The organism is Maridesulfovibrio sp. FT414, assembly GCF_050916235.1.
Lineage (GTDB): Bacteria > Desulfobacterota > Desulfovibrionia > Desulfovibrionales > Desulfovibrionaceae > Maridesulfovibrio.
Genome location: NZ_CP104854.1, coordinates 19,504 through 32,071, shown reverse-complemented (window position 1 = coordinate 32,071; position 12,568 = coordinate 19,504). Strand labels below are relative to the sequence as shown.

11 protein-coding genes are annotated in these 12,568 nt (G+C 50.2%); 9 read left to right on the top strand and 2 right to left on the bottom strand.

All coding sequences use genetic code 11. From position 1 onward, the window contains the following. The first annotated feature begins 3 nt into the window (after positions 1-3). The 8 genes from N7E73_RS00145 to secF all read left to right on the top strand — a co-directional run bounded on the left by N7E73_RS00145 (position 4) and on the right by secF (position 8,356). Positions 4-1,530, top strand: coding sequence for a glutamate synthase-related protein (locus N7E73_RS00145; protein WP_432736601.1), 1,527 nt, complete (start codon positions 4-6; stop codon positions 1,528-1,530). An 8-nt stretch (positions 1,531-1,538) separates the two neighbouring features. After that, on the top strand, positions 1,539-1,982 hold the full coding sequence (locus N7E73_RS00140) for a 4Fe-4S dicluster domain-containing protein (protein WP_432736600.1): 444 nt from the start codon (positions 1,539-1,541) through the stop codon (positions 1,980-1,982). A gap of 4 nt (positions 1,983-1,986) precedes the next feature. Next, positions 1,987-3,258: an NAD(P)/FAD-dependent oxidoreductase gene (locus N7E73_RS00135; protein WP_432736599.1), complete on the top strand. Its 1,272-nt coding sequence runs from the start codon at positions 1,987-1,989 to the stop codon at positions 3,256-3,258. An 18-nt stretch (positions 3,259-3,276) separates the two neighbouring features. Then, entirely contained in the window at positions 3,277-4,389 is a 1,113-nt protein-coding gene (locus N7E73_RS00130) for a class II glutamine amidotransferase (RefSeq protein WP_432736597.1), read from the top strand. Continuing rightward, positions 4,382-5,137 carry a hypothetical protein gene (locus tag N7E73_RS00125; protein ID WP_432736595.1) on the top strand — a complete coding sequence of 252 codons (756 nt, stop codon included), beginning with the start codon at positions 4,382-4,384 and terminating at the stop codon, positions 5,135-5,137. Before N7E73_RS00130 ends, N7E73_RS00125 begins: the two co-directional genes overlap by 8 nt. 45 nt (positions 5,138-5,182) lie before the next feature. Continuing rightward, positions 5,183-5,545: a preprotein translocase subunit YajC gene (gene yajC / locus N7E73_RS00120; RefSeq protein ID WP_432736594.1), complete on the top strand. Its 363-nt coding sequence runs from the start codon at positions 5,183-5,185 to the stop codon at positions 5,543-5,545. A gap of 117 nt (positions 5,546-5,662) precedes the next feature. After that, positions 5,663-7,264 carry a protein translocase subunit SecD gene (gene secD / locus N7E73_RS00115; protein ID WP_432736593.1) on the top strand — a complete coding sequence of 534 codons (1,602 nt, stop codon included), beginning with the start codon at positions 5,663-5,665 and terminating at the stop codon, positions 7,262-7,264. A 12-nt stretch (positions 7,265-7,276) separates the two neighbouring features. After that, complete coding sequence (secF, locus tag N7E73_RS00110; RefSeq protein WP_432736592.1) at positions 7,277-8,356, top strand: protein translocase subunit SecF; 1,080 nt, start codon at positions 7,277-7,279, stop codon at positions 8,354-8,356. Between the two features lie 67 nt (positions 8,357-8,423). Here the strand turns inward: secF and N7E73_RS00105 are convergent, their stop codons facing one another. Then, complete coding sequence (locus tag N7E73_RS00105) at positions 8,424-9,662, bottom strand: hypothetical protein (protein WP_432736591.1); 1,239 nt, start codon at positions 9,660-9,662, stop codon at positions 8,424-8,426. 499 nt (positions 9,663-10,161) lie between these two features. On the opposite strand from N7E73_RS00105, the gene N7E73_RS00100 reads away from it, so the two are divergent. Then, positions 10,162-11,889 (top strand): aldehyde ferredoxin oxidoreductase family protein, encoded by a 1,728-nt coding sequence (locus N7E73_RS00100; RefSeq protein ID WP_432736589.1) that lies wholly within the window; start codon positions 10,162-10,164, stop codon positions 11,887-11,889. Between the two features lie 68 nt (positions 11,890-11,957). On the opposite strand, the gene N7E73_RS00095 is transcribed toward N7E73_RS00100, so the two are convergent. Continuing rightward, a complete protein-coding gene (locus tag N7E73_RS00095) occupies positions 11,958-12,419 on the bottom strand; it encodes a universal stress protein (RefSeq protein ID WP_432736588.1) in 462 nt (153 codons plus the stop codon). Positions 12,420-12,568: the final 149 nt, after the last annotated feature.

The window sequence follows — 12,568 nt, the reverse complement described above, 5'->3', positions numbered from 1 at the left end:
TCATTGTTATTCAAGAAATTTGCAAGTACATTCCATGAGTTTCAGATCGTGCGTGATCAGGCCTTGTGCATTGATTGCAAGGTTTGCATCAAGCAGTGTTCCTATGAAGCTCATTTCTGGGATGACGCCCGAAATAAGGTTACCCACGATAATCGTAAATGTATAGGCTGCCATCGCTGTGCAGCCATGTGTCCTACGGCTGCTCTGACAATCAGGCTCAGCGAGGCGCAGCTCAGACCCAATGCGTCGTGGACTCCGAATTACGTGCGCAACATTTTCAGTCAGGCTGAATCCGGAGGGGTGTTGCTTGCAGGCATGGGCAGTCCCAAGGATATTCCTGTATACTGGGATAGCCTGCTTCTCGATGCGAGTCAGGTCACCAACCCCTCAATAGACCCATTGCGAGAGCCGATGGAACTTAAAACCTTCCTTGGGGCCAAGCCTGACAGGGTGGAGGTGGAATTTGACAGGTTCGGAGAGCCGTCCCTTAAGACTGCACTTGCTCCTCAAATCGAATTGAATACTCCCGTCACTTTTGCCGGTATGTCTTTCGGGGCGATTAATTTTAATTTGCACGTGGCTATGGCTCGGGCGGCAAAGGAGCTGGGCACGGTCTATAATACAGGAGAAGGCGGGCTTCACACGTCTCTGTACGAGTATGGCAACTGGACCATTGTGCAGGTAGCCTCCGGGCGGTTCGGGGTCCACGGTGATTATCTGAATGCCGGAGTGGGTATTGAGATCAAGGTCGGGCAGGGAGCCAAGCCGGGAATCGGTGGGCACCTTCCCGGTGAGAAGATCAATGAAATGATCTCGGAAACGCGCATGATTCCACCGGGATCGGATGCCATTTCTCCTGCACCGCATCACGATATTTATTCGATCGAAGATCTTTTGCAGCTTATTTTTGCCTTGAAGGAAGCCACGGAGTATCGTGTCCCTGTCGCGGTTAAGATTGCAGCAGTGCATAATGTTGCGGCAATCGCTTCAGGAGTTGTGCGGGCCGGGGCGGATATATTGACCATTGACGGCATGAAGGGCGGAACCGGAGCTGCTCCGGCCATGACCCGTGACAACGTGGGCATACCTATTGAGCTTGCCCTTGCAAGTGTTGACCAGCGGTTGCGCGATGAAGGGATACGTGCAAATGCATCGATCATAGCCGGGGGCGGTATCCGCTGCAGCGCAGACGTAATCAAGGCCATAGCTCTCGGGGCGGACGCTGTGAACATCGGGACAGCGGCGCTGATTGCCGTTGGATGTACCCTTTGCGGGCGATGTTATACAGGCAAATGCCCGTGGGGAATTGCAACCAATGATAATAAGCTTGCCAGACGTCAGAATCCGGACGTTGCGGCGGAGCGTCTGGTAAACCTTGTGCGCGGCTGGTCGCATGAAATTGAGGAGATGCTCGGCGGCATGGGGCTCAATTCGATTGAAAGTCTGCGCGGAAACAGGGATAAGTTACGGGCAGTCGGGATCAGTGAGATCGAAATGGACATTCTTGGCGTAAAACATGCCGGACGGTAGGTATAGTTATGAAACGTGTATATCCTGACAAGAATTTCTGCATCGGGTGCAGATTGTGCGAACTGGCCTGCCTTGCCGCCCACTCCGACAGCAGTGATATTGTCCTCGCCTACAGGGAAGAAAGGTCCAAGGGGCTTTCGGCATGCAAAAGGGTTTTTGAAAATGATAATGAATGTGTGTCCATAAGCTGCCGTCATTGTGATGAACCGCAGTGCGTACCGGTATGTATTTCCGGGGCCCTTACCAAAGACGATAATACCGGCATCACCGTTTATGATGCGGACAGATGCGTTGGGTGCTGGTCCTGCCTTATGGCCTGCCCCTACGGCGCGATTCAACGTAACCGGCTGCAGAATAAGATAGTAAAGTGTGACCTTTGTTCAGGGCGGAAGGAAGGTCCTGCCTGTGTTGAAGCCTGTCCGAACAGGGCACTGAAATACGAGGAGCGGTAGTCTTATGAAATATGTGATTATCGGGAACGGCATAGCCTCCCTCGGGGCGATTGACGGGATCAGGAAGCACGACAGAAAAGGCTCCATAACTGTAATCGGAGCAGAAAATACAGCCGCATACGGCAAGCCGCTCACCTCATACCTGCTTGCGGGGAGAATTAATCCGGAACGGCTTTCGGTTCGTTCGGATGATTTTTACGAGGGTAAGAATGTTGAATTGCGTCTGGGAACCACCGTCGTTGATATTGATGTCGACTCAAGGCAGGTAGTCACTTCCACTGGAGAACGTATTTTTTATGACAGACTTCTCCTTGCCACCGGCGGCACCCCGTTTACGCCGCAGATAAAAGGTATGTACGGGCCGGATGTGTACAACTTCACCGCGGCCAAGGATGCCTTCGGGCTGATGGCTGTGCTGAAGACCCTCAAGAGGGCTGTTGTTATCGGAGGCGGGCTGATCGGCCTGAAGGCTGCGGAGAGCCTGTACAATCGTGGTGTGCAGGTCGCCGTAGTGGAAGAGGCCGGTCGCATTCTGCCGCTGGCTTATGACGAGAAGGCCGCCGGTCTTATTAACCAGAGGATTGAGGCTGCCGGGATGATGCTTCGCTGCGGCGTCAGGGCAAAAGAGATTGTACGTGATGGAGAGGGAAATCTTCGCGGAGTGCTCCTTGATGATAATTCGTTTCTTGAAGCTGACGCAGTTGTGATTGCCATAGGGGTCATTTCCAATACCTCACTGGCCGCAAATGCCGGACTGGAAGTCGGAAACGGGATTATCGTCAGCGACCGGATGCGCACCAGCAATGAAAATATTTATGCTGCCGGTGATGTGGCCCATGCCAAGGACGTGGTCTTTGACAAGGACATGGTCGTACCTGTCTGGTCCAATGCCTACACACAGGGGTATTATGCCGGTAAGAATATGGCCGGAAATGAAGCCGATTATCCCGGAACCATGTCCATGAGTTCCATCAGCTTTTTCGGGCTGCCTACAATTTCGGTAGGTGAAGCCAATCCTCCGGCTGACAGCAGTGAATACGAAATCTATATTTTTTACAGTGAACCGAAGCAGAGCTACCGCAAGCTTGTCTTCAAAGGCGACAATCTGGTCGGTTACGTCCTCGTAGGGGATATTGATTATGCGGGGATGTACACATCATTTATCAAGTTCAGGTTCAAGGTTGATGCCTATACCCGCAAAAGGCTCAGTGAAGGGGAGCCGGATGTACTGATGTGGCCTGACGATTTTTTCAACAAGGCATGGAATCCTGAATAGCTGTTTTTCGGAGGCATCATGAAAGCTCCTGAAAAGTATTATGATTTCGAAAAGGATGTCTCCGGGTGCGGTGTTTTCGGGGTGATAAACCGCAGGCGGGAATGTATTCCGGGTAATATCCCCATTCAGGCTATGGCCTGCATGCATGACCGTGGCAACGGGCTTGGAGGCGGATTTGCCGCTTACGGAATATATCCGGATTTCGAAGACAAGTACTGCTTCCAGCTGCTTTGTGACGACCAGCTCTCTCTGGACCGGGCCGAGGAGATTATAAAACTCTATTTTGATATTCATGAAGCCGAGCCCATCAGGACCCGCAAGGTACTCTCCATTCCCGATCCGCCGATGGTCTGGCGGTTTTTCGTAAGTCCCAAGGAACTTTTACCTCCTGCTCCTTTCAGCGGCGGGGATGAATCAGACTATATCGTCGGTGTGGTCATGAAGATCAACAAGGAGGTACCCGGTGCCTTTGTCCTTTCCAGCGGCAAGAACATGGGTGGATTCAAGGGGGTCGGTTATCCCGAGGATATTGCCGAATTCTACAGGCTGGATGAATACAGCGCCTACATCTGGACCGGGCACAACCGCTTTCCCACCAATACTCCGGGCTGGTGGGGTGGAGCGCATCCGTTTACCATTCTGGACTGGTCCATTGTGCATAACGGAGAAATCTCATCCTACGGGATAAATCGCCGGTACCTCTGTACCCACGGGTACGAATGTACCATGGGGACCGATACGGAAGTTGTTGCATATTTAATTGATTTACTGATACGTAAACACGGTTTGAGCCGAAAGCTCGTTTCATCCGTTTTCGCGCCGCCATTCTGGGAAGACATTGAAAAGATGGGTGCACGCGAGAAAAAGCTTTACACGGCACTTAGAACCACATACGCAAGTGCAATGCTGAACGGTCCGTTTGCCATACTGGTTGCGGATTCCGGGAGTCTGTGGGGACTTAACGATCGCATTAAGCTCCGCCCCCTTGTGGTGGCCCGTAAAGGGGATGCGGTTTACATGTCCAGCGAAGAAAGCGCTATCCGTCTGGTCTGCCGTGATCTTGACGAGGTCTGGATGCCCAAGGCCGGAGAACCGGTGATCATTGAGACACTGGAGGTGGATCATGGGTGAGCGCAGGCTGGTCATAGATGCCTCCGGACTCGATTACCGCAGGCTCAATGAAATAATACGTGAAAGTGTCCGGCACGGTGTTGATGATTTCGTTCTCGACAATGTTATCGGACAGAGGTACATAGCTACTGCTTTAAAGGGCGAATTGACTTTTACGGTCAACGGTACGCCCGGGCAGGATCTGGCTGCATTCATGAAAGGTCCGCGTATTGTCGTCAACGGCAATGCTCAGGACGGGGTTGGAAATACCATGGATGACGGCCGGGTTATAATCAAAGGCATGGCCGGAGATGTTCTTGGTTACGCCATGCGTGGCGGGGCTATTTACGTCCGTGGCGATGTCGGGTATCGGGTGGGTATTCATATGAAATCATATATGGATCAGCAGCCCGTGATAGTAATCGGCGGAAAAGCCGGAGATTTTCTGGGTGAATACATGGCCGGAGGGGTTATCTTACTTCTGGGCATGTATTCCGGTAAACCGGAATCGCCCGTTGCAGGCATGTCTCTTGCGACGGGTATGCACGGCGGCGTTATATACGTTCGCGGTGAATTGCCGCAGGGAATTGTCGGGGCACAGATAAGCTCTGCTCCTGCGGACAGGAGCGATATGGAGGCCATTGCCGATATCGTTCATGACTATTCTGAGGAAATCGGTGTGGATGCTAAAGATATAATGGCATCGCCTTTCATCAGGCTTTCACCCCGTTCGCACCGCCCCTACGGGAATATGTATGTTCCCGTCTAACAGGCGGATTGTATCATTCGTACACAGTCTTTTCAGGAGGACGTAATGTTTTTTGCAGATATCGCTAATGCGATGGGTACAGCCGGACAGCAGGGCCAGGCAGGTCCCGCAGGTGCACTCGGTTCTTTTCTCCCCCTTATTCTTATGTTTGCAATTTTCTATTTTCTGCTTATCAGACCTCAGCAGAAAAAAGCCAAGGAGCACAAAGCTATGCTCGAAGGCATTCAGAAAGGGGATCGCATTCTTACTGCCGGCGGACTTTACGGACGTGTCATGGCGGTAGCTGGTGATGAACTTACTGTTGAGCTTGGCGAAGGTATGCAGGTTAAAGTCGACAGATCTTATGTTGCCGGCCTTGCCAACCCTGTTAAGAAAGCTGAAAAGAAAGAAGAAAAGAAAGACAAATAAGTCTTTTGTGTAGTGAAGCCTTACAAGGCAAGTCACTTTCCGGCCCGGCCCGGGGGTGCTTGCCTTTTTGGTGTTTTTTGTAACCTATCCTATTTCTAATTACTTAAGGGAGAGGAGATGAACGGGAGTCTTCGTTGGAAAATTGTCCTGACCCTGCTTGTTGTTGTGTTTGGAGTTGCCTACCTCCTTCCTTCACTGCCTGCGGTTCAGAACTCAGGTCTTGCGCGCCTGCTGCCTGAGGACAAAATCAGTCTGGGGCTTGACCTCAAGGGCGGAATCCACCTCACTTTGGGCGTGGACATGGAAAAAGCCATGGATAACAATCTTTCGCGCATGGGTGATGACCTTAGAGCCATTGCCAGAGAGGACGGAATTATCGTCCTCAAACCCAAAGCCCTCAGCGGCGAAAGGGTTGAAGCCGTGCTGCTCAAGCAGGACCAGAAAGAGAAATTTGAAGAACTGGTCAAGAAGAGTTTCAACAACCTTAATATCATCAGCACCTCCGTTCAGCCGGATGGTAAAGTCACTTACGTTTTTGCTCCCAGTCCGGAATACAAAAAGTACCTGACCAAGCTGACCATGGATCAGGCTATCAAGACCATCCGCAACCGTATCGACCAGTTCGGTGTTGCTGAGCCTGATATCCGCAGACAGCAGGATAACCGCATTCTGATTCAGCTGCCCGGTATGCAGGATCCTGAAAGAGCCATCAAGATCATCGGCAAGACAGCGCACCTTGAATTCAAGCTTGTTGATGATTCCGCCGACCTTGAAAAAGCACAGAAGGGCATTGTTGCCCCCGGTTGCGAAGTCACTGTTATCAGACATAGGCTTCCTGATGGTTCTTACATTGAAAAGCCGATTGTTCTCAAAAAGGATGCTCTGCTTACCGGTGAATACATCACCGATGCACAGACCCGTTTTGACCAGTTCAACAAGCCTTATGTAACTCTGAACTTCAACAGCAGGGGTGCAAGAATCTTTGAACGTGTCACCGGTGAAAACATCAAGAAGCAGATGGCCATCGTCCTTGACGGTAAAGTTTATTCCGCGCCTACCATTCAGGATAAAATCGCCGGCGGACGCGCTTCCATCACCGGAAGCTACAGCACTGACGAGGCCCATGACCTGGCCATTGTTCTGCGTGCCGGTTCCCTGCCTGCACCTGTTAAAATCCTCGAACAGCGTACCGTCGGTCCTTCCCTTGGACAGGAGTCCATCGACAAGGGCATCACTGCCGCTATCGTGGGCAGTATCGCGGTCCTCGTGTTCATGTTTGCCTACTATGGTTTTGCCGGTTTAGTGGCTGACCTCGTGCTGGTACTGAACATCGTGCTGATCCTTGCCGGTCTGGCTGTTTTCGGAGCAACACTGACCCTTCCCGGTATCGCAGGTATCATCCTGACTATCGGTATGGCCGTTGACGCCAACGTCATTATCTTCGAACGCATACGTGAAGAACTCAGAAGAGGGCTGACCGCCAAGGCCGCCATTGTGGAAGGCTACAGCAGGGCAACCCTGACAATTCTGGACGCAAACATCACCACCGTGATCGCTGCGGTCATTCTTTACCAGTTCGGTACCGGGCCTGTTCGCGGTTTTGCGGTAACTCTGACTCTGGGTATCATTACCTCCATGTTTACCGCCATCTTCGTAAGCCGCATCTTGTTTGATCTTTACACCTCCAAGCGTGCCGCTGATGCGCCGCTGAGCATTTAAGGAGAGTGAGCAATGGGATTGCAGATAATTAAACCCGATACCAAGATTGATTTTATCGGATTCAAGCGTAACGCTTTTATCATTTCGGCAGTGCTGATACTGCTCGGTCTCGGTTCTCTTGTATTCAATGGCGGACCCAAGTACGGCATCGACTTTGCCGGCGGTATTGTGGTTCAGGTCAAGTTCGACAAACAGGTCGACGTCAAAGACGTAAAGGGAGCACTGAAGGACAGTAAGCTTCCCGGCCTTGTTGTTCAGAGCTTCGGCCATGCAGATGACAATGAAGTCCTGATCAGGACCTCTTCTTCTGATATCAGTTCTTCTGAGGTCAGAGAGCAGATCACCAAGGATTTCACTACTAATCTTAAAGATACCGGTTTTGATCTCCAGCGTCTGGAAATGGTCGGCCCGAAGGTTGGAGCAGACCTGAGAACCAAGGCTCTTGAAGCTCTGTTCTACGCAGTGCTGCTCATCGCTATTTATATCTCCGGTCGTTTCGAACAGCGCTGGTTTGCTGCCGCCATCATGGCCGGTGGTCTTTTTGCAGGTATCACTGCGCTGCAGATGCTTGGCATGTCCACCAGTGTGCTTATTTTTGGTGCACTGTTCATCACCGTAGCCCTGTGCTGGTATCTCAAACTCAACTATGCGCTTGGTGCCATCGTGGCCCTTATCCACGACGTTCTGATCACTGTCGGCGTCTTTTCTCTTCTCGGAAAGGAATTCGACCTGACCATTATTGCGGCACTGCTGACCATCATCGGTTACTCCCTGAACGATACCATCATCGTTTTTGACCGTATCCGCGAAAACCTTAATGCCAAGATCAGCGATTCACTTGCTGAAACCATCAACATCAGCATTAACCAGACTCTGAGCCGTACCATTCTTACTTCCGGTACCACTCTGCTGGTTGTAGCGGCTCTGTTTGCTCTTGGCGGCGGCGTCATTCATGACTTCGCCCTGGCTCTGCTCGTAGGCGTAGGCGTAGGTACCTATTCCTCCATTTTCGTAGCCAGCCCCATCCTGCTTGGGTTCGGTCCCGGCAGCTTTGCGGAAGACAACGATAAGGCAGGAGCCGAAGCTGCCTAATCAGGCGGTTTAGTTTATGCGTCATTATGGCGGGGACAGACTTCGGTCTGTCCCCGTTTTTTTTGTGCTAGTACCTGAAAATCCAGGGCTGAATGAAAGTGGAAAAAAATGTCCAGTACAGATAGGCTGGCAGGTAGGCTGCAATTGATACTTCAATGTCCTGCAGTGAGCCTAGATTTTTCCAGTAACGTATATATCCGTGCCCCATTGAAGCAAGATTGCCGAATATAATCAGGTTTGATCCGAGGACTGCCAGGCGGTTGGCTGTGAGACTGAATTCGATAATGCGCCAGCAGATAGCAGTCACGGCAATTGCATCCAGTACCAGGGTGGAGAAGACCATCAGGCTTATAATGCCTGTCAGAAAGCGTCCGTATTTTTGTTCCCCATGCCCAGTCTGGGTGAAGATTGCTGTTGCCAGAACACAGAGAAGCAGGATGTTGTAGATCAGCAGGGTTGAGCGGTCATGAAACAGCTCTTCAGTATTCAGCGCCATGGCCGTCATGTAGGTCAAGGTAAGCAGAAGTAGGAGAGGAGAGAATATCCTGGCCAGAAGCGGCACAAGGCGGCGTGCCGCGGAGTAGGAATCCGTTGCCCAGGCCGCGACCAGAGGAATTGCCGCACAGCCGTAAACAGCTGGATATTCCAGTATCCACCTGCTGCTGATGTCAAGCAGATTGAACAGTCCGTCAGTCAGAAACAGCAGTATCCCCCCTCCGATGACAAGAAGTCCGGCATGTATGATGAATTCCCCGGTGAAGCGGAGAAATTCGATCCGTGCGGCAGCAGATCTGTATTCCGTACCGAGACGTGCGGTTCCGTAGCAGGCCCAGAGCAGGAACGGAAGATTGAAGCAGGCCAGTTCGTACACATCATCCCAGTTGTCAGGAATTGCCACCATTATAAGCGCGGTTATGCCGATGAATCCAAGTCCGGCCATGGTCGTTCTGAGCGGCCACTTGCGCATGTACATGGTGTAGAAAAACATTGCAGACATGGGAATCAGTACAAGCATTCTCGGATAGAAATCGGAATCACTGATAGATGTCCAGTCTGGAATTTTCAGCAGACTTCCTGAAATTATGCAGAGAATGACCATAATCAGAATATCGACAGCACTCATTTGGTGCTGACGTGTTTCAACATATTCAAGACGGGCTCTCCACGCCCTCAACAGCATTGAATCCGGGAATTCGGCTAAAACCGAAAGGTAGTTGCTGGTGAAACCGGTGTGATCTTCCCGATAGAGTTGCTCAAGTTTTTCCGGGTCATTAATTGCTGCCAGAATACATGAATATGTGGTCATTATATGTTCCTTGCGTTTGATTTTGTCCATACTCAGCAATGAGGTTATATTATTTTTGTTATTCGCGGAAGTAGTGCAGGGAATTTGATCATTGGAAGTAATTATGTGTCGAGATAATTTGCAGCTGTTGCTGTTTGTGAGTGTAACTTGTATTTTTATAGGTTGCCGTGCAAATTTTTCTGTGCTTCTTTTGTTGTACAGTAATTTGAAGATCTATAAATCAAATGTTTAAAATGTTATGAATCGCAGTGCTGTTGTAGTGTTCTGTTATAGTGTGTTTATTTTATGCTTTGTTAAGTAGTATTTTTGAATACTGCTTTCAAAATTGTTAATATGTCTAAAATGATATAATATAAATTGTTATGTGCTTACGGGGATATAATTTAAAATCTTTGACAATGTGATTGCTGCGTATATACTTGCGCTACTTATTAACAAAATTGCTTTATTCGAACAGAAGGTTGGTTTTTATTAATTTTTTAAATTCATGGAGGGTAAGATGCCCAGACTCCTCAGAATTAATACTCGTACCAAAGAGTTCAAGTTCGAAGAACTTGGTCAATATGCAGGTCTTGGTGGCCGCGCACTGACTTCCCGCCTTGTGAACAGTGAGGTTCCCGGCGACTGTCATCCGCTTTCCGCTTCCAACAAGCTCGTATGGGCTGCCGGTATTCTGGCCGGTTCCGGCGCTGCCAACTCCGGCAGAATTTCCTGCGGTTCCAAGTCTCCTCTGACCGGTGGTATCAAAGAAAGTAACTCCGGTGGACAGTTTGCTCAGGTTATGCCCAGCCTGGACATTCTGGCGATCATTTTCGAAGACAAACCCGAAGACGGTGCCGGTTTCTCCATCGTTGAAATTTATGCAGACCGTGTAGAGTTTAAGGATGCATCTCCGATCGTTGGCATGGACAACTATCCTGCACACGAAGAGCTCAAAAAGATGTACGGTGAAAAAGTCGTTACCGCTCTTGCCGGTCCCGCTGGTGAGCAGTGTCTGGCTGCCTCCACCATTCAGTTTTCCGATCCCCATTTGAATCCTGCTCGTTCCGCTGGTCGCGGTGGCATGGGTGCAGTCATGGGCTCCAAGAAGATCAAGGCAGTAGTTCTTGATCCTGAAGCAAAAGGCCGCATGCAGCCTGCTGATCCTGAAAAATTCAAGGCCGCCCGTAAGCGCTGGACTGAAATTCTCATGGGTCATCCCGTTACCAGTGAAGGTCTGCCCGCATTCGGTACCGCGATCCTTGTTAACATCATCAATGAAGCCGGTGCGTTGCCCACCAAGAACTTCCGTGAAGGTCGTTTCGAACACGCAGCCGACATCTCCGGTGAAAAAATTGCTGAAGTCATTGAATCCCGTAACGGTAAGACCAAGGAAGGCTGTCACACAGGTTGTGTTATCCAGTGCTCCCAGCGTTATAATGACAAGGACGGTAACTACCTTACCTCCGGTTTTGAATATGAAACCGTATGGGGATTCGGTGCGAACTGTCTGATCAAGGACATCGATGATATTGCCACCATGGACCGCATCTGCGATGAAAAAGGTGTTGATACCATCGAAATGGGTTGCACCATGGCTGTTGCCATGGACGGCGGTGTTATTCCCTGGGGTGACGGTAAGGCAGGTATTGAGCTTCTCAAGAAAATCGGTTCCAGCGATCCCATGGGACGCATCATCGGTAACGGAACTGAAATGGCAGGACGCGCTTTCGGCGTTGACCGTATCCCCACCGTTAAAGGTCAGGGACTGCCCGCATATGACCCCCGTTCCGTAAAGGGTATCGGCGTAACTTACGCAACCACCCCCATGGGCGGTGACCACACTGCCGGTTATGCTGTTGCTACCAACATCCTTAAGGTCGGTGGCGATGTTGATCCTCTGTCCAAAGAAGGTCAGATCGAACTTTCCAAGAACCTGCAGATTGCAACCGCTTCCATCGACGGCCTCGGCCTCTGTCTGTTCGTTGCTTTCGCAGTTCTGGATACCCCGGACGCAGTTCAGTGCATGTGTGACCTCGTAGCAGCTGCACACGGTATTGAGTTCACTGCTGATGACTTCATCGCTCTTGGCGTGAACACCCTCAAGGATGAGCTGGACTTCAACGTGAAGGCCGGTTTCACCAAGAAAGACGACCAGCTTCCCCGTTTCTTCAGCGAAGAAAAGCTGGCTCCTCACGGCACTATCTGGGATTACTCCATTGAGGAACTCCAGGCTGCCAAAGTCTAATATCGTTTAGATACTATTTGTTACAAAAGTTAAGCCCGGTTGAGAGTTCTCAGCCGGGCTTGATTTTTCTAATTGTTCATTATTACGTGAACTGAAACCGGGGATTGCTCGATCACGTTGATCGTTACACTTCCGATCTTTCCGGGTAGTGCTCCTCTTTTTTCTCTTCCCAGTCCGTGACTCGAAATAACAATCAGATCAGCACGTTCCTTATCTGCATATTTGAGTATATTTGCGACCGGATCTCCATGCGTAAGCCTTATTTCAATCAACGGACAGCTTCGGAGTTCTTCATTGCAAAGAGTGTCCAAAGATTTTCTGGCCTTTTCGATTTCCCAGTCCCGGAATCTGTTCAGATAGTCCTGATCTGGATAGTTTCCGTATGCAGGAAAGAAGGAGCAGAGATCTATAGCTGAATAGAGAACAACTACCTTTGCCCCGTATAGGGTGGAGAGTGATACCACTTCGTCTATTGCTTCCAGTGAATAGCGCGACAGGTCTGTCGGCCACAGTATTGTTTTAACTGACATGGGTGCCTCCATAATTGGAGAGTTTGTTTCTATTAATAGTATAATCTTTTAGTGGGAAATTGCCATGCTGAAAATAAAATAAAGCCGAGAGGAATCCATCGATTCCTCTCGGCTTCTATTCTCATTGGTCGGCCTGAAAGAGACCTTTT

Excerpts from the sequence above, each read along its gene's own strand:
- N7E73_RS00140 (WP_432736600.1), top strand. The coding sequence starts at position 1,539 with ATGAAACGTGTATATCCTGACAAGAATTTCTGCATCGGGTGCAGATTG.
- N7E73_RS00135 (WP_432736599.1), top strand. The coding sequence starts at position 1,987 with ATGAAATATGTGATTATCGGGAACGGCATAGCCTCCCTCGGGGCGATT.
- N7E73_RS00130 (WP_432736597.1), top strand. The coding sequence starts at position 3,277 with ATGAAAGCTCCTGAAAAGTATTATGATTTCGAAAAGGATGTCTCCGGG.
- N7E73_RS00125 (WP_432736595.1), top strand. The coding sequence starts at position 4,382 with ATGGGTGAGCGCAGGCTGGTCATAGATGCCTCCGGACTCGATTACCGC.
- yajC (WP_432736594.1), top strand. The coding sequence starts at position 5,183 with ATGTTTTTTGCAGATATCGCTAATGCGATGGGTACAGCCGGACAGCAG.
- secD (WP_432736593.1), top strand. The coding sequence starts at position 5,663 with ATGAACGGGAGTCTTCGTTGGAAAATTGTCCTGACCCTGCTTGTTGTT.
- secF (WP_432736592.1), top strand. The coding sequence starts at position 7,277 with ATGGGATTGCAGATAATTAAACCCGATACCAAGATTGATTTTATCGGA.
- N7E73_RS00105 (WP_432736591.1), bottom strand. The coding sequence starts at position 9,662 with ATGACCACATATTCATGTATTCTGGCAGCAATTAATGACCCGGAAAAA.
- N7E73_RS00100 (WP_432736589.1), top strand. The coding sequence starts at position 10,162 with ATGCCCAGACTCCTCAGAATTAATACTCGTACCAAAGAGTTCAAGTTC.
- N7E73_RS00095 (WP_432736588.1), bottom strand. The coding sequence starts at position 12,419 with ATGTCAGTTAAAACAATACTGTGGCCGACAGACCTGTCGCGCTATTCA.